The organism is Pseudoalteromonas sp. CNC9-20, from assembly GCF_022347875.1.
GTDB classification, from domain to species: domain Bacteria; phylum Pseudomonadota; class Gammaproteobacteria; order Enterobacterales; family Alteromonadaceae; genus Pseudoalteromonas; species Pseudoalteromonas ruthenica.
Window position 1 is genome coordinate 19,957 of the sequence record NZ_JAKRFS010000010.1, and the last position, 24,534, is coordinate 44,490.

Annotated in this window: 24 protein-coding genes and 1 rRNA gene; 11 read left to right on the plus strand and 14 right to left on the minus strand. The window is 47.9% G+C overall.

Features of this window, described 5'->3' with window-relative positions; genetic code table 11:
* Window positions 1–13 precede the first annotated feature (13 nt).
* A complete protein-coding gene (gene sthA / locus MHM89_RS18315) occupies window positions 14–1,453 on the plus strand; it encodes a Si-specific NAD(P)(+) transhydrogenase (protein ID WP_022945937.1) in 1,440 nt (479 codons plus the stop codon).
* A 124-nt stretch (window positions 1,454–1,577) separates the two neighbouring features.
* Window positions 1,578–2,957, plus strand: a complete 1,380-nt coding sequence (locus tag MHM89_RS18320; protein ID WP_138510409.1) for a TonB family protein — start codon at window positions 1,578–1,580, stop codon at window positions 2,955–2,957.
* 73 nt (window positions 2,958–3,030) lie between these two features.
* On the opposite strand, the gene hemE is transcribed toward MHM89_RS18320, so the two are convergent.
* Window positions 3,031–4,095: a uroporphyrinogen decarboxylase gene (hemE, locus tag MHM89_RS18325; RefSeq protein WP_239409419.1), complete on the minus strand. Its 1,065-nt coding sequence runs from the start codon at window positions 4,093–4,095 to the stop codon at window positions 3,031–3,033.
* A 465-nt stretch (window positions 4,096–4,560) separates the two neighbouring features.
* On the opposite strand from hemE, the gene MHM89_RS18330 reads away from it, so the two are divergent.
* Window positions 4,561–5,028, plus strand: a complete 468-nt coding sequence (locus tag MHM89_RS18330; protein WP_022945934.1) for an Rsd/AlgQ family anti-sigma factor — start codon at window positions 4,561–4,563, stop codon at window positions 5,026–5,028.
* 93 nt (window positions 5,029–5,121) lie between these two features.
* On the opposite strand, the gene fkpA is transcribed toward MHM89_RS18330, so the two are convergent.
* Window positions 5,122–5,877: an FKBP-type peptidyl-prolyl cis-trans isomerase gene (gene fkpA, locus MHM89_RS18335; RefSeq protein ID WP_022945933.1), complete on the minus strand. Its 756-nt coding sequence runs from the start codon at window positions 5,875–5,877 to the stop codon at window positions 5,122–5,124.
* Between the two features lie 208 nt (window positions 5,878–6,085).
* Here fkpA and MHM89_RS18340 point away from each other — a divergent pair, with 208 nt between their 5' ends.
* Window positions 6,086–7,072 carry a hypothetical protein gene (locus tag MHM89_RS18340; RefSeq protein WP_151173336.1) on the plus strand — a complete coding sequence of 329 codons (987 nt, stop codon included), beginning with the start codon at window positions 6,086–6,088 and terminating at the stop codon, window positions 7,070–7,072.
* A complete protein-coding gene (locus MHM89_RS18345; protein ID WP_022945931.1) occupies window positions 7,069–7,281 on the plus strand; it encodes a SlyX family protein in 213 nt (70 codons plus the stop codon). The genes MHM89_RS18340 and MHM89_RS18345 overlap by 4 nt, the downstream gene beginning before the upstream one ends.
* Here the strand turns inward: MHM89_RS18345 and MHM89_RS18350 are convergent, their stop codons facing one another.
* Window positions 7,282–7,482 (minus strand): YheV family putative zinc ribbon protein, encoded by a 201-nt coding sequence (locus MHM89_RS18350; protein WP_022945930.1) that lies wholly within the window; start codon window positions 7,480–7,482, stop codon window positions 7,282–7,284. It lies immediately after the preceding gene.
* Window positions 7,483–7,615: 133 nt separating this feature from the next.
* Here MHM89_RS18350 and MHM89_RS18355 point away from each other — a divergent pair, with 133 nt between their 5' ends.
* From MHM89_RS18355 to MHM89_RS18375, 5 genes are all read left to right on the plus strand, one after another.
* Window positions 7,616–9,529: an ATP-binding cassette domain-containing protein gene (locus tag MHM89_RS18355; RefSeq protein ID WP_239409420.1), complete on the plus strand. Its 1,914-nt coding sequence runs from the start codon at window positions 7,616–7,618 to the stop codon at window positions 9,527–9,529.
* Window positions 9,516–9,989: a TIGR02444 family protein gene (locus tag MHM89_RS18360; RefSeq protein ID WP_171035462.1), complete on the plus strand. Its 474-nt coding sequence runs from the start codon at window positions 9,516–9,518 to the stop codon at window positions 9,987–9,989. The genes MHM89_RS18355 and MHM89_RS18360 overlap by 14 nt, the downstream gene beginning before the upstream one ends.
* 85 nt (window positions 9,990–10,074) lie before the next feature.
* Window positions 10,075–10,221: a hypothetical protein gene (locus MHM89_RS18365; protein WP_022945927.1), complete on the plus strand. Its 147-nt coding sequence runs from the start codon at window positions 10,075–10,077 to the stop codon at window positions 10,219–10,221.
* A 164-nt stretch (window positions 10,222–10,385) separates the two neighbouring features.
* Entirely contained in the window at window positions 10,386–11,360 is a 975-nt protein-coding gene (locus MHM89_RS18370) for a hydrolase (RefSeq protein WP_239409421.1), read from the plus strand.
* Window positions 11,357–11,620, plus strand: coding sequence for a YheU family protein (locus MHM89_RS18375; RefSeq protein ID WP_239409422.1), 264 nt, complete (start codon window positions 11,357–11,359; stop codon window positions 11,618–11,620). The genes MHM89_RS18370 and MHM89_RS18375 overlap by 4 nt, the downstream gene beginning before the upstream one ends.
* A gap of 139 nt (window positions 11,621–11,759) precedes the next feature.
* Here the strand turns inward: MHM89_RS18375 and MHM89_RS18380 are convergent, their stop codons facing one another.
* Window positions 11,760–12,152 (minus strand): hypothetical protein, encoded by a 393-nt coding sequence (locus tag MHM89_RS18380; protein WP_239409423.1) that lies wholly within the window; start codon window positions 12,150–12,152, stop codon window positions 11,760–11,762.
* A gap of 224 nt (window positions 12,153–12,376) precedes the next feature.
* Between MHM89_RS18380 and MHM89_RS18385 the strand changes: the two genes are divergently transcribed.
* Entirely contained in the window at window positions 12,377–13,570 is a 1,194-nt protein-coding gene (locus MHM89_RS18385; protein WP_022945922.1) for a dipeptidase, read from the plus strand.
* Between the two features lie 48 nt (window positions 13,571–13,618).
* Here MHM89_RS18385 and MHM89_RS18390 read toward each other — a convergent pair whose 3' ends face one another.
* The 10 genes from MHM89_RS18390 to rrf all read right to left on the minus strand — a co-directional run.
* A complete protein-coding gene (locus tag MHM89_RS18390; RefSeq protein ID WP_239409424.1) occupies window positions 13,619–15,040 on the minus strand; it encodes a YdiU family protein in 1,422 nt (473 codons plus the stop codon).
* Window positions 15,041–15,048: 8 nt separating this feature from the next.
* On the minus strand, window positions 15,049–15,741 hold the full coding sequence (locus MHM89_RS18395; protein WP_235420151.1) for a DNA-3-methyladenine glycosylase I: 693 nt from the start codon (window positions 15,739–15,741) through the stop codon (window positions 15,049–15,051).
* A 64-nt stretch (window positions 15,742–15,805) separates the two neighbouring features.
* Window positions 15,806–16,750 (minus strand): VWA domain-containing protein, encoded by a 945-nt coding sequence (locus MHM89_RS18400; RefSeq protein ID WP_045979531.1) that lies wholly within the window; start codon window positions 16,748–16,750, stop codon window positions 15,806–15,808.
* Complete coding sequence (locus tag MHM89_RS18405) at window positions 16,747–17,814, minus strand: vWA domain-containing protein (protein WP_239409425.1); 1,068 nt, start codon at window positions 17,812–17,814, stop codon at window positions 16,747–16,749. Before MHM89_RS18405 ends, MHM89_RS18400 begins: the two co-directional genes overlap by 4 nt.
* Window positions 17,815–17,820: 6 nt before the next feature.
* Window positions 17,821–18,591, minus strand: a complete 771-nt coding sequence (locus MHM89_RS18410) for a MotA/TolQ/ExbB proton channel family protein (protein WP_130147963.1) — start codon at window positions 18,589–18,591, stop codon at window positions 17,821–17,823.
* 131 nt (window positions 18,592–18,722) lie between these two features.
* Entirely contained in the window at window positions 18,723–20,711 is a 1,989-nt protein-coding gene (locus tag MHM89_RS18415; RefSeq protein WP_239409426.1) for a PEGA domain-containing protein, read from the minus strand.
* Window positions 20,712–20,716: 5 nt separating this feature from the next.
* On the minus strand, window positions 20,717–22,153 hold the full coding sequence (locus MHM89_RS18420; RefSeq protein ID WP_239409427.1) for a hypothetical protein: 1,437 nt from the start codon (window positions 22,151–22,153) through the stop codon (window positions 20,717–20,719).
* 23 nt (window positions 22,154–22,176) lie between these two features.
* Window positions 22,177–23,442, minus strand: coding sequence for a hypothetical protein (locus tag MHM89_RS18425; protein WP_239409428.1), 1,266 nt, complete (start codon window positions 23,440–23,442; stop codon window positions 22,177–22,179).
* 14 nt (window positions 23,443–23,456) lie between these two features.
* Window positions 23,457–23,966, minus strand: coding sequence for a hypothetical protein (locus MHM89_RS18430; protein WP_239409429.1), 510 nt, complete (start codon window positions 23,964–23,966; stop codon window positions 23,457–23,459).
* Between the two features lie 473 nt (window positions 23,967–24,439).
* Window positions 24,440–24,534 (minus strand): 5S ribosomal RNA (rrf, locus tag MHM89_RS18435); the annotation flags it as partial.

Here is a 24,534-nt window from a genome sequence, read left to right on the forward strand (position 1 = left end):
CTAAGGAGTCACCGTGGCAAAGCAAACAGCAAGCAAAAAACAGCAACCTAAAGCAGAGGCATCGTATCAGTACGATGCCATTATCATTGGCACAGGTCCTGGCGGTGAAGGAACCGCCATGAATCTTGCGAAAAGCAATAAGAAGGTTGCTGTCATTGAACGTCAGCAAGCCGTAGGCGGTGGCTGTGTGCACTGGGGAACCATTCCTTCAAAGGCGCTGCGCCATTCAGTGAGCCGCTATATTGAGTACAAAGCAAATCCGCTATTCAATATCACCGAACGCCCAGGGCGCATTACCTTTGCCGACATCTTGAATCATACCAGTTCAGTGATCTCTAAACAGTCAAGTTTACGCAGCAGCTTTTACGAGCGTAACCGCATTGACTTGTTTCAAGGAGAAGCCAGTTTCGTTGATAAAACAACGGTGAACGTGCAGCATCAAGATGGTTCGTTTGAACGATTAAGCGCGCCTATTATAGTAATCGCCACGGGCTCACGCCCTTACCGCCCTAAAGAAATTGATTTTAACCACCCTCGAGTATTCGACAGCGATACCATTTTAAGCCTCAAAGACGATCCTCAGCGCATTCTTATTTACGGTGCTGGCGTGATTGGCTGTGAGTACGCATCTATTTTTAAAGGTTTGGGCATGAAGGTAGACTTGGTCAACACTCGCGACCGTTTGCTGGCCTTCATGGATGATGAAATATCCGACGCTTTAAGTTATCACTTTTGGAACAGTGGCATCTTCATTCGCCATAATGAGGAATTCGACCACGTCGAAACCAAAGACGATGGCATTATTATGCATATGAAATCAGGCAAACGCGTCAAAGCCGACTGCTTATTATTTGCCAACGGCCGAACTGGTAATACTGATACCCTAAACTTGCAAGCCATTGGCCTTAAAGCCGACGGTCGTGGTCAGCTGAAAGTCAACGAGAGCTACCAAACCGAAGTCGATAATGTTTATGCCGTTGGTGATGTGATTGGTTATCCAAGTCTAGCCAGTGCAGCTTTTGACCAAGGCCGTATTTGTGCCGATGCCATTGTTCAAGGTGAGTGCAAAGAAAAGCTGATTATTGATATTCCTGCCGGGATTTATACCATCCCAGAGATGAGTTCAGTGGGTAAAACCGAGCAACAACTTACCGCCGCAAAAATTCCTTACGAGGTGGGTCGCGCCCAATTTAAGCATCTAGCCCGAGCGCAAATCGCTGGTACCGACGTCGGTAGTTTAAAAATTCTTTTCCATAGTGAGACTAAAGAAGTACTGGGTGTGCATTGCTTCGGCGAACGCGCCTCGGAGATTGTCCACATCGGCCAAGCTATTATGGAGCAAAAAGGCAGTGGCAATAATGTCGAATACTTTGTTAACACCACCTTCAACTATCCTACGATGGCCGAGGCCTACCGCGTTGCAGCGCTTAACGGGCTAAACCGTTTGGTTTGATACACATCATATATAACTGAAAAAATGGGCATTGTGCCCATTTTTTCTATAAGAGCTCTTGTTCGCCTGTAAAATTATTGTAAACTCTTAAACATATAAGAAAAAAAAGACAGGTAATGAGGGAATGGGTATACGTGCATTAGGGCTTTGTGCCGCGCTCGGTCTTGCTAGCTTCACCGCTTTCGCTGACTACTCCAGTGCAACAAAAGATCTCAAAAATGAAGATTACACTGCTGCGTTTAACGAATTTAAACAGCTAGCACAACAAGGCCACGCTAAGGCAATGTACGAGCTGGCACGTATGTATGAACTTGGGCTCGGTACCGAGGAAGATATTTACAGTGCATTCTCGTGGTACATGATTGCTTTGGACTTTGGCAACGATGATGCCAAAGATCGCTATCGTAAGATCCGTCGTTTGGTCCCTTCGCGCAAAGAAGGCAAAGATCACTACAAAGCGCTCGCTCGTGATTTTGGTTTTGATGTTCACCAGCGCGTCTTGGCTCCAGTAAAAGATAAATCTGGACATGATGCCCGCTATATCACCGTCAAAAGCAAAGTTGAGCCGGAGTATGGAAGTAGCTTATCTGAAGTACAAAGTGCTTGGGCTACCGTGGGCTTTGACGTTAATCAACAAGGCCAGGTTGTTAACCACCGTGTTATTGCTTCATTCCCTAAAGATGTCATTGATGACGCCGCCCTAGAGGCCATTAGCCAATGGCAATATAAGGTGCCCAACGACTACAGTGGTGAACCGCAAGCCGTTTATGACCTAACCCACACCTTCAAGTTAGAAGCTTCTAAAAAGAGCCATCGTCGCGAGTATGAATCGCAGTTAGCTGAGTATGCACAAAAGCTAAAAGCTCTGGCCGAAGATGGTAATAACTATGCTCAGGCTCGCTATGCCATGATGCTAGAGAGTGATCTGATTGAACAGTCAAAAGATCACTACCTAGATTGGTATTACCGTGCTGCCCGCAATGGTAACTATGACGCGCAATTGTGGATGGTGCGCTGTTTTGAGTACGGCACCGCGTGTAAAGCCGATAAAGATAAAGCCTTTTCATGGTTAGAGCTTGCAAGTAACAGTGGTAATGAGCGGGCACAGTATCAACTAGCAACTAAACTACTTGATTATGAAACCATTCATTATGACTTAGATAGAGCTGCAGATATCCTCAGAAAAGCGACTCATAACCAGTATTTACCGGCCATGATCGCATACGCAAAGTTGCTCGCTTTCGCAGACAAAGAGTCAATTCGTAATTACGAAGAAGCGGTAAAATATGCCGAGCTAGCGCGCTCAGATGCGCCTGACAACCCAGTGTTACTGTCAGTACTGGGAGTGGCTTATAGCGAGCTGGGTCGCATGCAACAGGGCGAAAAGTACCTGCGCCAAGCCTATGACGAAGCTAAACGTCGTAATTGGCCAACACAAAACTACTTAGAGCTGATGGAAGGCCGCGCATCAATGATGGCCAATGGCACCAGCTTAATATATTAACGCCTGATATAACCTCTTCATTACAAATACAAAAAAGCCCGCGAAAGCGGGCTTTTTATTGCTTAGTAAATCGTTACTTGTGGTATTTACGGCTTAACTCACCTACGGCATTAATAAACGCACCAGCGTGCTCAGGGTTAACATCCGGAGTAATACCGTGGCCAAGGTTAAAGATATGTCCTGTGCCCTCGCCAAAGCCTGAAAGAATAGTTTCAACCTCTGAGCGGATGCGCTCAGGCGAAGCATGCAGCATAGACGGGTCCATATTTCCTTGCAGAGCGACTTGGTCTCCCACTCGACGCTTAGCATCGGCAATATCAATGGTCCAATCCAAACCGATTGCATCACAACCGGTAGCCGCGATTTTTTCAATCCATTGGCCGCCATTTTTAGTGAACAAGGTGACGGGCACTTTACGACCATCATGCTCCCTGATTAAACCATCAACGATCTTTTGCATGTAACGCAAAGAAAACTCTTCGTAATCACGCGGGCTTAATACTCCACCCCAAGAATCGAATACCATGAGTGATTGCGCACCGGCCTTTACTTGGGCATTCAAATAGCTAGTAACCGAGTCTGCGAGCTTATCCAATAGCAAATGTAAAGTTTTAGGCTCAGCAAATGCCATTTTCTTAATTTTGCCGAACGTCTTGCTGCTACCGCCTTCAACCATATAAGTAGCAAGTGTCCAAGGCGAGCCAGAAAAGCCTATCAGTGGCACCTCACCTTTTAATTCTCGGCGAATAGTACGCACTGCATTCATCACATAGCCAAGCTCGTCTTCAGGGTCTGGAATAGCAAGATTGGCAACTTCTTGATAGCTACTTAATGGGCGCTCAAACTTAGGCCCTTCTCCGGTTTCGAAGTAAAGCCCAAGACCCATTGCGTCAGGAATAGTAAGAATATCACTGAAGAGTATGGCGGCATCTAAAGGGTACCGACGCAGTGGTTGCAGAGTCACTTCACAGGCCAGTTCCGCGTTCTTACATAAGCTCATAAAGTCACCCGCTTGAGCTCGTGTAGCGCGATACTCAGGGAGGTAACGTCCAGCTTGACGCATCATCCAGACCGGAGTTTGGTCCACTGGCTGTTTTGCTAGGGCGCGAAGATAACGATCATTTTTCAATTCGCTCATGGCGTGACTCTTTTTTACTGAAAATAAACTGCGATTATTCTAACACAACCGTACTGTGGCACTATGAATTAGATCATTGAATCAAACAAAATCTTGCGCTTTTAAACAGATTCACTGTTCAGCTTTTAGTGATTTTTGATAAAAAAAAGTAAATTTTTCTGTTAAAGAACTTGCAACACACATACGACCTTGGTATAACTATATCCGTTGCTAGAGAACAATAATAAAAAGCTAGAAACATATTAAATAAAAAGAAGCTCGGTTAACGAGACTGCTAAAGAAATTCGGCCACCCTTGCGGTGGCTTTTTCTTTTCTAACGCCTTCCCCCGCAATACGCCTTGTATAGCCAAGTTTTATGCTGATTCCATACACTTATAGATCGATTAATTCGCAAAAATAGGTTGACCTTTGACGCAGATTTCCTTTTTATAGGGGTATGACCAACGCAGGTTAGGAGAGCAACGATGTTATCGCGGTTGGAAAAAGCACAACAGAAATGGGGCGGCAGCCACACAGTTATTGATAAATGGTTAGCAGAGCGCCAGGAGCTGCTTGTGCAGTACTGCAATATGGCGGGCAATTCGCACAACGCGAAGCATGATAAAGCATTGCCCGAGCCGGCGACTATCCAGCAATTTTGTCAGTTGTTAATGGATTACTTATCTGCCGGACACTTTGAAATCTATGATGACATCGTTAAGCAATGTGAAAGTCGTGGACCAGAGAGCTTAGAGCTGGCTCAATCCCTTTACCCACAAATTTCTGCAACTACAGATGTGGCTTTAGACTTTAACGACAGCTACGCCGAGGTTAAAGGTGATGACCTGATGGAAAACTTCGACAATGACTTGTCAGCATTAGGGGAAGCACTTAGCACCCGCTTTGAATTAGAGGATGAACTGATTCACAACCTCTACACCAATCATACATAGAAAAATAAAGCCTCAGCAAAAAGGAGGCTTTATTTTTAGTGCTTTACAGGCACAAAAAAAGAGAGCCTAGGCTCTCTTTTTTTATCTAGCTACTTATTCTGCTGCAGCTTCTTCTTTAGGCTTAACAATCTCGAGCAACTCAACTTCAAATACTAAAGTAGAGTTAGCTGGGATCTTGCCAAGGTCACGCTCGCCATAAGCAAGCTCTGACGGAATAGTAAATTTGTACTTCGCACCCACAGGCATAAGTTGCAGGCCTTCAGTCCAACCTGGGATCACACGATTAAGTGGGAAGGTAGTCGGTTCGTTACGTGAGTATGAGCTGTCGAACTCAGTGCCATCAAGTAAAGTACCTTTATAGTGTACTTTTACAGTATCTGTTTCAGCAGGCTTTTCACCATCGCCTTGCTCAAGTACTTCGTACTGCAGGCCTGACTCAGTGACTTCAACGCCTTCTTTTTTAGCATTCTCAGCAAGGTACTTCTCGCCTTCTGCTAGGTTTTCTTGTGCTGCCGCTTTCGCCTGTTCTTGTTGCTTAGCGCGAACAGACTCGTCTAGTGCAGTCAGCACTTCACGGATTTTTTCTTCTTCGATTTTTGCATCACCTGCAAGTGCATCTTTAAAACCACGTAACATAAGCTCTTGATCAAGCTCGATACCCAGTTCTTTTTTATCCGCTAAATCTTTGTTTAAGAAGTTACCAACAGACGCACCAATGCCATAAGATTGCTGCTGAGCTTCGGTTTCTAGTTTTACTTCTTTTACCTCTGGCTTAGCCGCTTCTTGATTACACGCCGTAAGTGCTAGTACAGACGCTGCAACGAGCGATAGCTTAATTGTTTTTTTCATACATAGTCTCCAGCAACTTGGTGTTGCCATTTTAAGGTTACAAAACTAAATTTTGATTAGAGTTAGCATAAAGCTAGCTCTGGCTTTCAACTCCAGCATGAGGCTGTTTTTCTAATTACTTTAATGAAATAATTAGGAAAACAACCTAGAGTTGTGACTTCTAGTCTAACTGCTTGCGACAGCAGAGTTAAGGGACGCTGGTAAATTTATGTTAATAATTCGCTCACTCTCCATTGTTATCTGCTTAGCGCTCTTAATTGCTTGCCAGCCACAACATTCGGATGCCATAAAGCAGTATCAACACGCCAGCGCAGGGGCTTTTGATGCCGCCATTTCTGCTGATGGCCAATACAGCTTGGTCTCCACCATAGAACATGGTGTCGCAGTCTGGGACAATCAAGCCAATGCGTTAAAATTTCAATGGTACCTTAAAGAAGATGAACAGAATCTTGTTATCGCATTAGCTATTGCCGACGACAATAGCACCGCTGTCACGGCAACTAAAACAGAGTTTGCAGTGTGGGATATACAAAGCGGTGAGAACCTTGGCTTTTATAGCATTAAGGCGTCTCACATTCGTGACATCGCCATAGCAAATCAAGGCCGTTATGTGCTTTATGGTCGTGCTGATGGGGTCGCTGTGCATGTAGATTTACAAACCGGGCGGCGCATTGAGTTTTTAGGCCATCAAGAGAAAATTAACGCCGTCGCCTTATCACCTAACGGCCGCTACGCGCTAAGCGGTGCCAATGACTACGCAGCTTATCTGTGGGATACGCGAAGTGGCCAAGTGGTCTATCGCTTTAACCATGCTAGTCGCGTCACCCAAGTTGCACTCGACCCCCAAGGGCGCTTCGCTTTTAGTGCTGGGAGCAAACGCCAAGCGAGTATTTGGGATTTGCGCACAGGTGCACAACACAGCCAATTGCAGTATATTGCGCGACAAAAGATTTTCAGCGCGGTGCGCTTTTCCAATGATGGTCAGTGGTTGGCTACAGGTTCGCCTAGCCGCGAGCTTGCGCTATGGGATACTCACTCGGGTAAGCGAGTATTAGACTACCAAGTGGCAGCTAGAGCAAATAGCCAGCCAAAATCTGCGGTGGTGTTTGCCGTCGCCTTTACCAACAACAATCAATTACTCACAGAGAGCTCCAGCGGCTTAAGTGAATATTTCAATATAAAGGGCATGCCATGAACCAATTAGAAACACGTATAGAGAACCTTGAAGCCAAGGTAGCGTTTCAAGACGAAACGATTGATGTGCTCAATGATGAAATCAAGGCCCACCAGCAGCAACTCGCTAAAATGCGCCGACAAATGGAATTACTGGGTGAGAAGCTAAGAGAAGTGCAAAGTAACTCCGGTGGCACGCAAGAACTTGAGCCACCACCGCCGCATTATTAATTATTCCGGCTTGAAGACGCCAATCACTTGTTCAAACTGACGCGTGGACGCCTGCACGGCGTTTTCGGGCTGGGTCATAATATGGCCACATTGCACGCACTGCACTTTTTCTACATCGTGCTCTTTATATAGCATCATGGTGTCCATTTGCTGACATTCAGGGCAGCTAGCCCCTGCGATAAAGCGCTTTTTCTGTTTCATTATCATTACCTCTTTGGCCATCGCCGCGTGTGGCTCGGTGCAGCAACTGCCGCTAGTGTATCACAAAAACTTTCCCGCTTGAGTGTGCTGGCCGTGTTATCATTCGCACATTACTAATTAGCGTGCAGTAACTATGATTCAGATTACCGATATCGAGCTTTTACGCGGCCCTAAATGCTTGTTAAAAAATGCCAATGCCACTTTGTTCCCGCAGCATAAAGTGGGCCTAGTGGGCAGCAACGGGTGCGGTAAATCAAGCCTGTTTGCCCTACTCAAAGGTGAGCTACAACTCGATGCAGGCAACGCTAAGGTGCCAAAAGAGTGGTCTATAGCCTCGGTAAAGCAGGAAACGCCTGCATTGGCGATCACTGCCTTGGAATACGTGCTACAAGGTAATCCGGATTACTACGCGTTGCGCTGTCAGCTAAAACAAGCAGAGCAACAAGGCGATGGCGAGACACAAGCTCAAGTGCACCAACAGCTTGAGCTGATGAAGGGCTATAGTATTGAGGCCAAAGCTGGCGAATTGCTGCATGGTCTCGGTTTTTCCAATACCCAAATAGACTATGCGGTCAGTGACTTCTCTGGTGGTTGGCGTATGCGCTTGAATTTGGCGCAAGCGTTGATCCGTGATGCCGATTTATTGTTGCTGGATGAACCTACTAACCACCTAGACTTAGACGCTGTATATTGGCTCGAACGATTTTTACGCAGCTATGCCGGGACCTTGGTTCTGATTTCTCACGACCGGGAGTTCTTAGATGCAGTAGTCGGTGAAATTTGGCATATCGATCAGCAGCAAATTAATGTTTATAAAGGTAACTACTCTCAATTTGAGCGACAAAAAGCCGAGCGTTTAGCGCAACAACAAGCGCAATTCGACAAGCAACAAGAGCAAATTGCTCACTTGGAAAAGTTTATTACCCGCTTTAAAGCGAAAGCCAGCAAGGCCAAACAGGCGCAAAGCCGCGTGAAAGCCCTGGAGCGCATGGAAAAACTGGCGCCTGCGCATGTCGACTCGCCGTTTGATTTTAGCTTTGCAGAGCCGGATGCCCTGCCCAACCCCTTGATTGCCCTCGATGGCGCCCAGGCCGGCTATGGTGATACCACCATTTTACACAGTATTAAGTTAAATCTAGTCCCGGGCAGCCGCATTGCCTTACTCGGGCGCAATGGCGCAGGTAAATCGACATTAATTAAGCTACTAGCCCAAGAGTTGGCCCCGCAAGCGGGTGATGTATTTTTCCACCAAGGCCTCAAAGTGGGTTACTTTGCCCAGCACCAGCTTGAAGCGCTTGATTTACAAGCAAGTCCGGTAACCCATTTACAGCGCCTAAACCCGCAGGCCAGCGAGCAATCGCTACGCGACTTTTTGGGTGGCTTTGCCTTTATCGGCGATAAAGCCTTAGACCCTGTAGCGCCGTTTTCAGGCGGTGAAAAAGCACGTTTGGTATTGGCCATGTTAGTGTATCAAAAGCCCAACTTACTGCTGCTGGATGAGCCCACTAACCACCTTGACTTAGAGATGCGCCATGCCCTCGTGATGGCGCTACAAAGCTTTGACGGCGCCATGGTCACCGTGTCCCACGATCGCCACCTACTGAAAAATACCGCCGATGAGTTTTACTTGGTTGATAGTGGCGAAGTTCGCCAGTTTGGCTATGACTTAGATGCTTACTACCAGTGGCTAACGAAGGCTAACCAAGAGCAAAAGCAGACTCAGGTTGAGCCCGATAAAGCCAACTCCAGCGCCAACAGAAAAGAGCAAAAGCGCAAAGAAGCAGAGTTTCGCAAACATGTGCAACCGCTAAAAAAAGCCATCGACAAGCTGGAAAAACAGCTCGATACACTCGCGCCCAAGCTGGCCGATATTGAAAGTCAGCTCAGCGACAATAGTGTTTACGAGGAGCAGCATAAAGAGAGACTAAAACAATTATTGGCTCAGCAGAGCGATTATGCTCAGCAACAGGAGGCTGCCGAAGAACAATTGCTCGAGCATATGGATGAACTTGAGCAACAGGAGCAGGCCTTTTATGAAAACAATTGATGCCGCCGACTTTTGGCAGTTCAGCCTAAGTGTGTATGACAATGAGCAAGTACAAAAAACCTTGCTTAATTGGCAAAATGATTATGGTCTGAACGTCAATCTGTGTTTATTTTTGGCTTACTTAGATTATCAACATGTGGCACTTCAAGCAGAGCAGTTAGACTCCTTGATAGCCAGTATTGGCGACTTTAATGAGCATGCACTGCAACCACTGCGTGATATTCGCGGTTACCTCAAACGCAACCAAAGCAGTGTTGTGAACTACAATAATATTCGCACACAGATACTGGACTTAGAGCTGGCCATGGAAAAGCTGCAGCAGCATCAACTTGTGAGCGCCTGCAACACCTTAACTCTGCGCCATAATACCCAGGCTTTTAACCTCGCGTTGTATTTACCTAATGCGTTATTGCCATTAAAAGCTGATCTGGATCAAGCTCTACACCAAAGCCCTGCGTAAGGCCAACACGATATTGATCTAGGTCATATCTCATCCCCCTGGCGTCCCCTACACTTAACACATCAAAGGAACAGGAGACGCCACCATGCAAGTATTTTTTCGCGACTTTTTCTCAGACCCAGTATTGTTTTTGTCGTTCGGCTTCCTCGCTGTAGTGATCCTACTTTGCTTGTTTTATGTGGGCTTTTTTATCAAGAAAGTAATGGACGCTGAGGTTCCTGAAGGACAGTAACAACCAATCACCTCCTCGCTGTGCGAGGTGATAACCAACCAAATTAAGCACGACGCACAAAGCCTCCTCTAATCTCGGTATTAGCGGGGGCTTTATTTTTGTGTCTATAGCCAGCAGTGAAAGTTTGATACTATTAGGCTCTGGATATTCTTGGTTAACATGTTGTGAGCACACATTTTACTCCTGCTTGGTGGATGCCAGGCCGTCACTTACAAACTATCTTACCGCGCTATTTTCGTCCCGGCTTTAAAGTGGCTTATCACCGCGAAGTGATCACCACCGAAGACGATGACTTCCTCGATCTTGCTTGGGCACAGCCCGCACAACCCGATAAGCCGTTGGTGATTATTTTGCATGGCTTGGAAGGCAATATAGATAGTTTTTATGCTAAAGGCATGATGAAGGCATTGCAGCAATCAGGACTTGATGCCGTATTAATGCATTTTCGTAATTGCTCTGGCGAAGTGAACCGCCAACCTCGCGCTTATCATAGTGGTGAAACCGAGGATCTGGGATTTTTAATTCGCACTTTGCAGCAGCGCTTTGGCCAACGCCCCTTAGCGGCCGTGGGCTTTTCGTTAGGGGGAAATGTACTGGCCAAATATCTGGGTGAGCAAGGTGAAAAAAGTGGTCTCAGCGCTGCGGCAGTGGTCAGCGCTCCCCATGACTTATCCAGTTCATGTCAGGTGATCCGTAAGAGCCTAGGAAAGATTTATCAGCACTACCTACTCGGTAGAATGAAAAAGTCCATGGCGCGTAAACTTCCCCAGCTGCAAGACACGCTGGCACTCAATGAACAACAGTTACGCAATATTAATGACCTCTGGGATTTTGATAATCAAGTGACGGCGCCACTGCATGGCTTTACCGATGCTGAGGACTATTACCTAAAGAGCAGTGCCAAGCCCTATTTAAAACGCATAGCCACCCCCACATTAATAATTCATGCCGAGGATGATCCGATGCTGGCACCCGAAGCCGTGCCACGCCCTGAGGATGTGTCACATGCCGTCGACTTACGCGTATCCAAGCGCGGAGGGCATGTTGGCTTTATTAGCAATAAAGGCCTATTTAGGGTGGAGTTTTGGCTCGAGAAAGCCGTCCCTGAGTTTTTTGCCAAACACCTAGGACAATCATGATTATTCCCTATCAAGAACTAAGTAAAGAAGCACTTACCAACCTTATAGAGCAGTTCATCCTGCGTGAAGGAACCGACTATGGTGAAACCGAAGTGGGCAACCAAACTAAAATTGAGCAGATTTTGACACAACTGAAAAACGGCGAAGCACTGATTGTGTACTCTGAGCTTCATGAAGAAGTGAACATTATGAGTGCACAGCAGTTTAAGCAAATGCAGGCCGAAGAAGGGGATTACCAAATCGATCGCGATGAGTTTTAACTCATCGCCCCGGAGGATACAAACTCAATAAGGTACTAACGCCTGCGAATCCAGCAACGCTTTACAAAACACCTCTCGCACATGTCGCTTAAGCACTTTCCAAAGGTTCACTGATCCGCATCGGCTAAATAAAAAGCGCTCAGTTATTCATAAACTCTTGGATAAAAGCCTCACTAACGACGTTTAAACATTGTGTAGTGATGTTGGCATCCATCAATTGCCTGCGACCAAACCGACTACCTGTACACCGCCCTATTTTGCCACCCCATTCAGTCGCTTGTGCACGCGATGTAATTGCATTTGGCACCTGCGGAGCAATAGACGCCATGCACTCGGAAAGGTGGTTTTGAGTATGCTGCACACATTGATTGAAATTATAAGTGAAACAAACACGGGCAAATTGCTCGGGCTGACAAAACATCTCCGGAAACTGTTGTTCAAACATATCGAGGAAATGATCAGATGCTAGCTCTTTTTGCGCCAAAGAACTCAGGGGAAGAAGCGAGATAAACGCAATTATCGCCTTTTTCATTATATGTTCTCAACAGGATAAGTTTGCTTCGCGGTACCGGTTGAACTGTTGTATAAGATGGCATTTTCAGGTGGCATTGCGTACTCCTTGCTAAAACGAACTTCCTTGCTGTCTACATTATATGCACGGCTGTTCGGTTGGCAACCACCGCGCTGCACTTGAGTTACCGGCTAATTCTAGCGACAATAGCTCACTCACTACGATAACAATAAAGAGCGGCAGATATGAAACTTTCCACCCTAGGCGCAGCGCTAGCAATCGCACTGGGCAGCACAAGTGTTGCAGCACAGGATGACTACCAGGCATCAGAAAAAGCAATTCAACTGGCAAAAGACAATATTCTTATCGATACCCATATCGATGTACCCTATCGCATTCACAATAAATGGGATGATGTCAGTAAAGCGACCGAACGCGGTGACTTTGATTACCCGCGTGCTATCGAAGGTGGCCTTAACGCGCCGTTTATGTCTATTTACATCCCCGCCCACTTAGAGTTCGAAGGTAAGGGGAAAAGCTACGAGTTAGCAAACCAACTTATTGATATGATGGAGGCGCTCGCATACCGTGCCCCAGACAAATTTGCCATTGCTGATTCAGTGGCCGATGTTGAGCAGCAGTTTAAAAATGGCGTTATGTCGCTGGCAATGGGGATGGAAAATGGCTCACCCATTGAGGGCGAGCTAAAAAATCTGCACCACTTCTATGAGCGTGGTGTGCGCTATATCACTCTTGCGCACTCGCAAAGTAACCACATTTCTGACTCAAGTTACGATATTCGCCGCAAATGGAAGGGATTGAGCCCATTTGGCAAAGAGTTAGTACAGGAAATGAATAACGTCGGCATGCTTATTGATGTTTCGCATATTTCCGACGATGCATTTTATCAGGTCATGGATATTTCCAACGTACCGGTTATTGCCTCGCACTCATCGCTGCGTAAGTACACGCCCGGCTTTGAGCGCAATATGGACGATGACATGCTACTCGCGCTGAAGAAAAATGGCGGAGTGATCCAAATAAACTTTGGCTCTAGCTTTGTGACTAACCAAGCCAACACTTGGTACGACCGCCGTGATGAAGCGCAGCAGCAAGCCAAGCAGTCTGGTAAGGACACCACCGACTTTAAAGCCGCATTCCGTAAAAAGAACCCTTTCCCTTATGCCAGTTTAGAGCAAGTGCTGGATCACATTGATCACGTAGTTGAGCTTATTGGCATCGAACACGTAGGTATTGGCTCTGATTACGACGGTGTTGGCGATTCATTGCCGGTGGGTTTAAAAGACGTGTCGACTTACCCTAACCTAGTACAAGGGCTATTAGATCGTGGCTATAGCGACGCCGACATTAAAAAGATTTTAGGCGAGAATCTGCTGCGAGTATGGCGCCAAGCCGAAAGCTACGCCAAAGCCCATTAACTCATAAAGCCCGGTTCATGCCGGGCTTTTTTACCGAACGCAGGCGTTTTAAGTGCCGCAGAAAGTTTGATACTGCTCATCACTCGTAGTGGGCGGGTGCTGTAGATAGTGATGTTGTGCTTGCACTTGATAAGGGTCTTTTAAAGCCGCCAGTAAGGGCGCAAGCTTGTCACTGTGGCCTTGCTGTTCAAAGTCCGCAATCACCGCTTCGACTTGATGATTACGGGGGATCACCTGGGGGTTCGCCTTACTCATCAGGGTCGCACTTTGGCGCAAGTGTTGGTTCACCACGCTCTGCCATTGCTCTAACCACGGGCCTAAATCCGCTTCAAGTTGAGTCAAGCCCGTTTGTTTACCTTGGCAATAGTCAGTGAGTTGCGCAAAGGTATTGGTAAAATCCAATTGCTGTTGCTGCATGCTCATCAACAGCTCATTAATTAATGGCTCTTGCTCACCGTCCGTTGCCAGTAATCCCAGCTTACTCATCCACATCTGTTTTAATGCCAAATTAAATTTGTCACCAAATTGGTTTAGCGCATTCGTCAGCGCTTCCACCGCCTGCTCTCGCGACGCCGCAAACAGGTCAATTAAGGTCTCAGCAAAGCGCGCTAAGTTCCAGTTGGCCATCTGTGGCTGATTACCATATGCATAGCGGCCTTGGCGATCTATCGAGCTAAAGGCACGATTAAAATCAAATTGATTGATCATCGCACACGGACCGTAGTCTATGGTTTCACCACTCACCAGGGTATTGTCGGTATTCATAACGCCATGAATAAAGCCAACCCGCATCCACTGTACCACTAGCTCAATTTGCTTCGCCATCACCGCATTAAACAAAGCCAGTAAACGCGCGTCCCCCGTTTCACCTGCCAACTCCGGGTAGTGACGAGCAATAGTTAGCTCCACCAGCTGTTGTAAGGCTTGCGTTTCTTGCTGCGCCGCCAAAAACTGAAAGCTGCCGACGCGGATGTGGCTACTAGCAAGACGGCTGACGATGGCACCGGCACTTGGCTGCTGGCGCATAAGGGTCTCGCCGGTTAAGGCCACGCCTAAACAACGGCTGGTAGGCACACCCAACCCTGCCAGCGCCTCACTCATAATAAACTCACGAATTGCGGGCCCTATGGCACAGAGGCCATCGCCGCCACGAGAAAATTGCGTAGCTCCCGAGCCTTTCAGTTGAATATCCCAGCTTAAACCTTGCTCATCCACTAACGCGCCAAGCAAATGTGCCCGCCCATCTCCCAATAACGGCACATAATTGCCAAACTGATGTCCAGCATACGCTAAGGCCGTGGTTTTCTTCACTCCTTGACCCAGCAGCAAGCGCTTTTGCTCATCGTCGCCTAAGCCAAATTGCTCAGCCAGTGGGGTGTTCCATAACAACACTTGGGCTTGCTCGAAGTGCTTAACTTCGGCCTGATGACTCAGAGCTGGAATATGTTGATATGGGTTGTGAAGCTTCATAATTGTCCTTAGCTGGCGATGCCAACACGGTTGTCGCCAACACTGTAGGCGATAAGTAAGCTGAGCTCTTGTAAAGAGCGGCCACTTTGTTGTTGCAAGTCGTTAAACATAGCTTGAATAGCGGTGAGTGAGCGTTTGCTGTGCAAACCACCGTCGATCACCTCGTGGGCGCGGCAATAGGCTTCCACATCCCGCGATAACACAAAGGTGTCTTTGCCCATACTGCGCAGCGCGTAAGCCCCAGTGTTACCACCTAAGCGCGCCCCCTGTTTTTTCAAATACTGCCACAGGCCAATAATGTCGGTGCTTGGCCACTGCGCTACGAAGTTGCTAAAACTGCCGTGCTGCTGCGCTGTTTCATAGATCATATAGCAATTTTCGGGCACCGTTTGTACCTTTTTAAAATTGCGCACGATGCGCTCATCGGCGGCCTTTTGCTCGAGTATTTCTGGCGACATCATCAGCAGCTTATCGATATTGAAGTCCCAAAAAACCTCACGAAACCCTGACCATTTGGCATTAATGACCGACCAATAAAAGCCACTTTGAAATATCTTGCGGGTAAATTCTTCTAACCAGGCATCATCACTAAGGCGCTGCAGTTGTGCGGTGCTCAGGGGTTGACTCAATAAGGCTTCTAGCTGCGCTGACGAGCCTTTTCGCTCAAGCGCACGCTCGTATATAGCGCGATAGGTTTCCATAACGTACTTACCAATAGACTCTATAGCCGCTATTTAAACATGCGAGCAGCATCAGGAGAAGGCTCTATAAGCCCATAAAAGTGCCGTTGTTTTGTCGCGCCACTTCGCGCATTAACGTGGAGAACTTGATCATATCCCGCGAGGCCCCGCTATGGCGTTTAAAGGCGATACCATGAATCCGAGCAATGGGTTGATTGCCATGGTTTCGATTGAGGCGATTAATTTGTGCCAATGCTGCATCATAGCTAGTGCCGGTATAATCATCACCAAACACATACAGGGCTAAATCACCTTGGTAACGGGCATAAGCCTTTAAGCTGGCGGCAATCCCCTCAACCGGTGAACTGTTTGAGCTGCCACTCCAATGCTGCAATCCCCGTAATACCCCGGCTCGTTGCGCTTTACTGTCGCTACGCCATGAACCGAGTTGACTGCCACCTAACACATCACCGTTATCGGATAATACCTGAAAGCCGGTAACTTGAGGGTGGTTGTTAAGTACCTCATCCAGCGTTGTTAACACACGCGGCCAAATTGTCTTCATTGACCCTGAGGTGTCGATAATAAACACCACATAATTACTATCTACCGGAATGCCGCCTACTTCATCATCACGAGCTGGGGCCTGAGCGGCACTAATGGCTGCTCGTTGGCGTTCAATTAAGCTTTGTTCGAGGCCAGAAGCGGCGTCGCTCAGTTGCTGCACGTTATTTTTGGCACGGGCCACTTGCGCTTCCAGTGCGCGTTGCTGGCTGGCATTACTGGCACCTTGTGCTTGCGCCTGCGCCAATGCTTGCTCACTTTGCTTAAGCGCTTGCTGTAATTGCTGTAGTTGCTGCTCGGCGCCATCGAGGGCAATCACTAGATTGGCAACTTGACCGGCGTCGTTATACTCGCCCTGATCGGCATTTTTTGCTAATAAAATAAGCATAACAACCGCCCCGAAGGCACAGGAGATAATATCCAAAAACGACAGGCTGAATATCTCTATGGGCTCGCGTCTTTTCATGGCCAACTCCCAGCCGGGCTTATCATTAAGCCACCGGTGGCATTCGCCCAGTTCCAATAAAGAGCCGGAGCTAAAGGGTCGCCCTCAAGCGGTAACAACACAATATGGGTGGGCACCTTTGGGGCCGCCTCGGCAACACTAAACTGATGAATACGCGCACGGCAGTCACCATCGATTGTTTTCATATTGCCGCTCAGGGGTTTGCAGTTTTTAGTTTCCCGAAACCCGGGGGCACCAGCCACCATGGTGGGTAAGCCATCGGTAATGATATACAGGGCATCAAGGTTTTCCAAGGTACTGCGCATCGTCTTTAAAGCGGTATATAAGTCTGTGCCATGCTCTGGCACCAAGGCATCAATATCGGCAACGATGGCTTGCATGCTGGACTCAACTTTGGCCGAGTTGATAGCGCGCAGACCCAGTACTTGGGTGCTGGAGTTAAAGCTTATGACGCTGACTTGAGCATTGTTAGGAAGGCGCGCTAACAGCCATTTTGCTACGCGCTTAGTGCGCAGCCATTTAGGTCCTTGCTGTTTTTGCTGCACCGAGCCGATTTTTCGCCGGATCACCTGAATTAACTGCTCATCGGTCATTGACGCACTGGTATCAATCAAGATACCAATGCGCTGGCCCTCGACCTTAAGGCCCAACAAGTATTGCTCTTCACCACTCCCACTCAAGGCGACAGGATCATCGGCCTTGGCCGGCCCCGCTGCGGCAATTGACTGCTGCAACTGAGCAACGAGTGCTTGTTGCTGCGCTAAGGCCTGCTGCGCCGCTTGTTGAATCACTTGCAATGCCTCCACCCGCGCTTTACTGATCTGCCCATCCGCCTGCGCTTGCTTAACTTGCGCGCTCATGTCGTCCAGCTGTGCTTGTGCTGTCTGAACACGCTGCTCTGCAGCCGTCAATTGCTGCTGTAAGCGCTCTATTTCGGTGCTGGGCACTGCTGTATAAGCTTGAAACTTAATAACAATTAAGATCAGCAATACCGCGCCAAGGCCACATGCCATGACGTCTAAAAAAGATAGGTTAACCCCCTGCTCGGCGCGGCGTTTAAACATCAGCAGTTACTTATGCAAATGCGTCAACAGATGAGTTTCACAGTTGTTTTTGGTCTTCAACACCATTTCATCTTGGCGGTTATTTAAGTGAAACAACACATACATCAAGACAATGGACAGCAGCAGTGACACTAAGGTTGAATTAAAGGCGACGCCAAGCTTATCGACCATGCCGGCAATATCCCCAGCGACGGCTTCTTCGGCCTTGGCCAGCGCCGAGCCGATACCACGCACTGTGCCGACAAAGCCGATACTGGGAATGGCCCAAATGAAAAAACGGATCATGGCGTTACCTGCCTCTAACTGCGCGGCAAGAGACTCGACGCTATCACGAATCGCATCGGCAGCGTGCTGCACGTTTTGCGTGTTTTTATAACGACGTAAGCAGTTGATCCACGTAGCAACTGAGCTGTTTTTCGCACTTTCGCCTTGTTCCAGATAAGCCAGCGCCTCATCCACAACTAAAGGCTTATCCTTGGCAAAGGTTTGCAAATAATCGAAGGTAAATACCGGCTCCTCTTTACTGACAATGCGGTAATATTTGTACGCCATCAGAATCAAGCAGAATATAGCCAAAGTGATACAAGCCTGTTGCTCGGCATCTTTGAGTATTACCCACACATTCGCTGTGGCTCCGGCCCCATGAGCGGCAATAGCAGCCTCAGCGGCGGGACGGATAAGGCCCTGATACAAGAGGTGCACAACAACGACGGTAAGCACAAACACACTCACCGACACCCAAAGTGGTAAATTCATGCGCGTATTATCACTACTCATAGTGCATCCTTAAATATCAACGGGGAAAGTGGCCGGCGAGTCGAGGCTAATTTTTGCAGCCACCGCCACTCCCCCTACCGTGCATGCCAGTATGACACTGACTAAGCCGACAATAAGTTTACGTTTCATTTTTACCTCTCATAACGCGCTATGCGAAAGCCAATAGTGGCGCTTGGCCCGTCGCTGATGATCTTTACGGCGCCGCGCAGCGATTGCATGCGCCCAGATAAATAATTGCCCCCTTTAGCAATAGGGTTCCCAGTAGAGCGCGGCCCGGTGTAGTCGATATGCACCTTACTCAGATCTGGGGTAACATAAGAGCTGCTATCAAACACCCACTCACTGACATTGCCTGCCAAATCATACAGCCCCGCTTTATCAGCGCGAAAGCTACCGACTGGGGCTTTGTTAGCAAAGCCATCTTGATAGTTGGCAAAGTAGAAAGGCTGCTGACCCTTTAAACTGCTATCAGCAAAGTTTCCTGCATCACGAGGAATACGCTCACTATCACCCCATACATATTTAGTGGCGCGGGCGCGTTTTGCTTTTTTCGCCAACCATTCCCACTCCGCCTCCGTTAATAACCGATAACCTCGTGCTTGTGGGTTGATACCAAGCAATTGGTTATTGGCGATGCGATAGTAGGGTGTAAGCGCCTCTTGCTCACTCAACCAATTACAGTATTGCAGCGCGCGTAGCCAAGAGATATTGCTCACGGGTAAAGAGGATGGAGCGACATCGTTGGCGAAGGCACTGAATTGCGCTTCGCTGATCTCATGCGCTGACACCCACACTGTTCGTGAAAAATCGACCTTTACCGGAAACTCATTGCGTTTACGGCCTATTTCATTTTGCGGCGAGCCCATGGTAAAGGCATCCATAGAGAAACGCTTCATGTCTATACCTAAGGTTGATACAAACAAAGGCCGCCCTTCCCTACGCCGAGCGTCAAACTCGGTTAATAACTCAACATGCATAGTGGTTAGGTGCTCAGCGCTCGGTGTAAGCTTTTTGTGTACCGCGCGATAGCCCGGTTTTGCCACCTTCACATCATGGGCCAACGCTGGCAACATGGTGGTCAATGGGGTAGCAGCCACAGGTTGCTCATCAATATACACCTGAGCTTGGACATTACTGGTAATAGTCACCTTGCCTTGCTCAGGCTTAAGAGTAATAGGATACGCCTTATGGGCCTGCGGCGGTAAAATCACCTTGCTATTAAAGCTGTAAAACCCCGGTTTGACATAACGCACGCTGTGCATGGTATTGGCATCAACCGAGAGCTCTGTCTCACTGACCAACTGACCATTAACAAATAAGCTGCCGCCGCTGGGCTGCAAGGTAAAAGCAAGGGTTGCTTGTTGCGCCTTGAGTTGATAGTTACGCTCCACACTGGGAAACTGCTCGGTTACCTCGAGCTCTTCGGTACTGTCTCTGTAGCCCTGCTTTTGCACGGTGATTTGATAAATACCCCCACTAACGGAGAGGGAGAATGGCGTTTGCCCTTGAAGCTGGTCATTGACATAGACATCCGCCCCGCTGGGGACGGAAGCAACGTTCAAGGCGCCCTTAATACGCTTAAGTAAAGGCTCAAGGGTTAATGTTTGTGCACGCTCTAGTTCAATGCGCTTTTGCCAGCGTTGGTAGTAAGGGTTTTCTATGCTTAACTGGTATTGCCCTTGCTCAAGGGGCTCACTGATGGCCGCGCCTTTGCCCAGTAATTGCCCATCCACGACCCACAAGGTATGCTCGGCGAAGGGCACGGATACTTTTGCTGCCAGCGTGCCCGGCTTTGGCTTCAGCTCCACCTCAACCACACTGGCTGTGGTAGCTGTAATTTGCTGTGCATGGTCATAGTAAGTTGGTGATGAAACTTGCACGCTCACATCACTGGCTAAGCGATATAGTACATTATCAGACAACCACCCCATGCCTGAAGTGACCTTAAACTGAGCCTGTTGCGCAGCAGGCTCAGGTGAGACCTTAATGGTGTGGCCTTTAACTACAAATAGATAGACAACAACCGTAAGTGCTAATAACAGCGCTAACAAAGCACCAATAAGCATTGGCAACAAAGTGCTTTTTTGCCGCTGCTTGAGTTGTGCGTCTAAATCAGACATAGATCTTAAATCCTTTTAGTACAGGCTATGGTGAGCGATACGCTATGGTTGTCACTGTTCACGATGAGTTTCTCTTTTACCGTGACATAGCCAGAGCGTCGCCCCTCGATGGTATAGCTGCCGGGCAACAACGGAAGCGTTTTTTCAGTAAACTCACCAAGGCGCTCAACACCAAAAATTCGTACCTGGGTCTCGCCATCTGATAGCAAAATGATCTGCACAGGCGTGCTCATCTCTTTTAGGTGCGCACGTAAGGTATCAATACCACGAGCTAAATCCCGGGAGTAGGGTTTGAGTGGTTGAGCGCTCGTGAGCGCTTGTTCGGCTTGAGCACGCACGCTGCTATCGCTTAAGCGCTGTGGCCGCGTTAAATACACATTAAGTTTTTGCTTGGCGGCTAACACCTCGCGTCCTCGTGCAGCTAGCGCAGTAATAGTGCTATCTCCTGGCGCCTGCTGTAGATATTGCTCGGCTAACCGAATAACCTGTTGCCACTGCTGCTGCTCGCTGGCTTGTAGGAGCAAAGCGCGCGTTTGCTCGGTGCTCAATTGCCTTTGCTGTTTAGCTAACTGAGCCTTTAGCAGCGCCAGAGTATTCTTATCACCTTGCAATTGTGCAATACGCGATATCGCTTGCTGAGCGTGTTGCAGCTGCTGTTGTTGTAACGCCTGCTGAGCCTGCTCTACGGCTGCACTCAATTGGGTTTGTCGCAATGATTCTTGAGCCGCTGCTAATTTTTGTTTTAACTCATCTCGGTTGGGTTGCACTTGAACGAGCTGTTGCAATGCAGTGACTTGCTTAGGTACATCTCGCTCCGCTAACGCTCCTTGATAAACGCGCCACCAGTGCTGTTGCTGCGCAAAACCATCAATGCGCTGTTGCAATTCCTTGATGCGCATATCTTGGTCATTAACCGCCGTTAACTTTTGCACATATAACTGCGCTTCCTGCGGGCGCTGCTGAGTCAATGCCTGCTCAGCTTGTTGATACCAGCTATCAGCTGCCTCAAGCCAGTGCTTCTGTAACTTTTCAGCCATGGCTATCGAATGCTTAAGGTGCGTTTCAACCTCGCGGAATTGGCTTTGGGCAAAGGCTTTCAAGGCCAGTTCATAGGCCTGCGTTGCTTGTTGGTGCTTAGCTGGGGCAAAGGATTGAATCTGACTTCGGGCTAATAGTGGTTGATATTGCTGCTCATAAGCAAGTATCGCCTGCTGCGCTTGCTCACGGTGTTGTTCATTTGCCTCAACAGCGCTGCCTGCCACCTCTGTCGGCGTGCTGGCTTGCTGCTGTACCTCCAAGGTGGTGAAGTAATAAGCCGCAATGCCAGTAGCTACCAACAATACGCTAGCTAGGGCAATCGCCACATAAGTACCCACTTGCGATTGGCGAACCTGAGTCTGCTTTTTTAACTGCTCATCAAGTGAGCTTTGTTCTGGTTGCACAACAATGGCCTTAGGTTACTGCATTAGTTTGCACTACTTTCCAACTGGTACATTTTGCGCAAGTGTGCTTTCCATTGCTCATATTGTTCCGCCGCAGTGCCTGTCAGCTCAACTTCTTGCTCATTGAACTCCATCACCTGGGGGCTTAGGGTGAGGTCCAAGCCTTGACCCATTTCGTCAATAACCGCCGACGCTACTCGCAAATTTTCATTGGCCTGATATGCATCTTTCAATAGCCATGCGCTACCCAACGCTCCAGCGGTTTTTGCTACCGCTGTGGATGTGGAGGTGGAGTTATTACCTAAGGCGAGGGCGGCGATAAAGCCTAACGCCCCAATAACCGCTTTAGTATTGCGCTCGGAACGCGCTTCGCGCGCCCGTACTGCTTCCGGTAAGGTCTCTCTTTGCCATTTACGATACGGGCCATTGGTCGTTTGCTGAAAAACAGCAAACTGATCCTGTAAACGGTCGACAAAAAGCATGTCTTGATTACGCAATACCTCAATGCGCTGCAGCATAGGGTCGTTTTCTGCTGGCATGGCGTTCAGCTCGTACTTGTAGAACTGCGTCCCTCTTTTACTTTCTAATTGTTGCGATAAATATCCAGCAAAAGCATCGGGGGCATAATAGTGGGCATAACGCACTAGAGTGGTGTTTTTAAGTTGTTGCTTTTGCTGCTCTGACATATCCGTTAACAGCTCATAGACATAATCGGCTACCTCAACAAACACCGGCTCGTAGGGGTCTTTATCTTGGTTCATTGCATCGCGAAAGAAGCTTTCCGATACTTGGTGCTCAAAATCCTCAGTATCAATGGGTTCACCGCTACTATCGACCACCGTAACTTCTAAACGAATAAATTCTGAATCTGAATGTAAGACAGTACCTAGCACGTATAAATCGGCACTGGTGTTAGCATTGGGCACCACGGATACGGAACCGAATGCTTTGGTCTTGGCTAAAGCCTGCTTGGTTTCTACGGCAAAACGCTTGGCCTCAGCACGGCGTAATTGTGGCCATATATCTAACTCATCAAGCTCTTGATAATCAACGTGGCCGGTATCATCGTCGATAGGGAAGCCGGGATTAAAAACAGGAATAGCCACATCTAAATAAATATCGCTGTTATACGTATAGCGCTTCGGCTCAGGAGACGGGCTTTGTGATTGCGTGACGCCCGGCCCCACAGCTATAGGTCCAGTCCGTGTAGTAGTAGACTTGCAACCACTCACCAATAAGAGTGATATCAATAATGCACTCATTAGGTGTATTTGAACTAAATATTTCATGTCACTGCCCATCCTTACTGAGTACAACGATAGTCTTCATACTGCTGCAGTAAAGCACTGCGTGTTGCCTCATTGGTTTCCTTCTGAATCTCTTCGTATAGCATAGTGCAAATTATCGAGTCGTTGTCTTTTGGCGCGACCACTTGCTGCTCTCGACCAGGGCCTGCCTTACGCTCTTTATCATCTACCTCAGTGTTATTTTGTGCTTGCTGTTGTAGCATTTCGTTCTGCCCCTGAGCTTGGTCTTGTGTTTGCCGTGTCGCTTGGGCATTGTTATTTCCTGTACCTTCACCCGCCTGCTGTGCCGCCATGCTTTGTTGCACTTGGTCCATGCAAGTACTGTATCGGTTAACTGAATCAAGTAACGCATTTTCCATTAGGCTAATACGCTCTTCTTTGGTTAATGTTGCCGGATCGACCTCTTCAATCTCTACCGCCGTGCAATCATAGGCGCGATAAGGAGGTTGCTCAGCACTCACTGATAAACTGCCCAATAGTATTAATAGTACAAAGCAAGTACGCATATACCTCCTCGGCAGAGTTCAACTGCTTTATAAAGACAACAGATAGACTATATGTATCGTTTTTTAAGCCATAAAAGCAATCATTAGTTTGTAGGATTTTGTTAGCTGGAGATCTCAACAGTGGCATTTATGGTAGCTTTTGCAAGGCTAGAATCTCGATGAGTGGGGATGTGCTGTGTTGTGGGTCAGGATTCATCCTGACTAGATGATGCAAGGCTAAAGCCTTGCCTGTAGATATGATGATGAATGTTTAGCTGTGTTGTAGGTCAGGATTTTATCCTGACTAAGGTGATGCAAGGCTGAAGCCTTGCCTACGGGTATGGGGTTTTTCTGATGTTTAGTTATGTTGTAGGTCAGGATTTACCCTGACTAGGATGATGCAAGGCTAAAAGCCTGGCCTACAGGTGTGGGGTTCTTTTCTACAGGCATAAAAAAACCCGTTGCACTTCTGCAACGGGTCTCTCTAATTAGGAGCCTGGTGATGACCTACTTTCACATGGGCGAACCCACACTATCATCGGCGCAGTTCCGTTTCACTTCTGAGTTCGGCATGGGGTCAGGTGGGTCC

Excerpts from the sequence above, each read along its gene's own strand:
- MHM89_RS18350 (WP_022945930.1), bottom strand. The coding sequence starts at position 7,482 with ATGAAACAGAAAAAGCGCTTTATCGCAGGGGCTAGCTGCCCTGAATGT.
- MHM89_RS18425 (WP_239409428.1), bottom strand. The coding sequence starts at position 23,442 with ATGAAATATTTAGTTCAAATACACCTAATGAGTGCATTATTGATATCA.
- MHM89_RS18390 (WP_239409424.1), bottom strand. The coding sequence starts at position 15,040 with ATGAAGCTTCACAACCCATATCAACATATTCCAGCTCTGAGTCATCAG.
- MHM89_RS18320 (WP_138510409.1), top strand. The coding sequence starts at position 1,578 with ATGGGTATACGTGCATTAGGGCTTTGTGCCGCGCTCGGTCTTGCTAGC.
- MHM89_RS18395 (WP_235420151.1), bottom strand. The coding sequence starts at position 15,741 with ATGGAAACCTATCGCGCTATATACGAGCGTGCGCTTGAGCGAAAAGGC.
- MHM89_RS18330 (WP_022945934.1), top strand. The coding sequence starts at position 4,561 with ATGTTATCGCGGTTGGAAAAAGCACAACAGAAATGGGGCGGCAGCCAC.
- MHM89_RS18430 (WP_239409429.1), bottom strand. The coding sequence starts at position 23,966 with ATGCGTACTTGCTTTGTACTATTAATACTATTGGGCAGTTTATCAGTG.
- MHM89_RS18400 (WP_045979531.1), bottom strand. The coding sequence starts at position 16,750 with ATGAAAAGACGCGAGCCCATAGAGATATTCAGCCTGTCGTTTTTGGAT.
- hemE (WP_239409419.1), bottom strand. The coding sequence starts at position 4,095 with ATGAGCGAATTGAAAAATGATCGTTATCTTCGCGCCCTAGCAAAACAG.
- MHM89_RS18380 (WP_239409423.1), bottom strand. The coding sequence starts at position 12,152 with ATGAAAAAGGCGATAATTGCGTTTATCTCGCTTCTTCCCCTGAGTTCT.
- MHM89_RS18365 (WP_022945927.1), top strand. The coding sequence starts at position 10,075 with ATGCAAGTATTTTTTCGCGACTTTTTCTCAGACCCAGTATTGTTTTTG.
- MHM89_RS18385 (WP_022945922.1), top strand. The coding sequence starts at position 12,377 with ATGAAACTTTCCACCCTAGGCGCAGCGCTAGCAATCGCACTGGGCAGC.
- MHM89_RS18405 (WP_239409425.1), bottom strand. The coding sequence starts at position 17,814 with ATGTTTAAACGCCGCGCCGAGCAGGGGGTTAACCTATCTTTTTTAGAC.
- MHM89_RS18415 (WP_239409426.1), bottom strand. The coding sequence starts at position 20,711 with ATGTCTGATTTAGACGCACAACTCAAGCAGCGGCAAAAAAGCACTTTG.
- MHM89_RS18360 (WP_171035462.1), top strand. The coding sequence starts at position 9,516 with ATGAAAACAATTGATGCCGCCGACTTTTGGCAGTTCAGCCTAAGTGTG.
- MHM89_RS18345 (WP_022945931.1), top strand. The coding sequence starts at position 7,069 with ATGAACCAATTAGAAACACGTATAGAGAACCTTGAAGCCAAGGTAGCG.
- MHM89_RS18375 (WP_239409422.1), top strand. The coding sequence starts at position 11,357 with ATGATTATTCCCTATCAAGAACTAAGTAAAGAAGCACTTACCAACCTT.
- MHM89_RS18355 (WP_239409420.1), top strand. The coding sequence starts at position 7,616 with ATGATTCAGATTACCGATATCGAGCTTTTACGCGGCCCTAAATGCTTG.
- MHM89_RS18340 (WP_151173336.1), top strand. The coding sequence starts at position 6,086 with ATGTTAATAATTCGCTCACTCTCCATTGTTATCTGCTTAGCGCTCTTA.
- MHM89_RS18410 (WP_130147963.1), bottom strand. The coding sequence starts at position 18,591 with ATGAGTAGTGATAATACGCGCATGAATTTACCACTTTGGGTGTCGGTG.
- fkpA (WP_022945933.1), bottom strand. The coding sequence starts at position 5,877 with ATGAAAAAAACAATTAAGCTATCGCTCGTTGCAGCGTCTGTACTAGCA.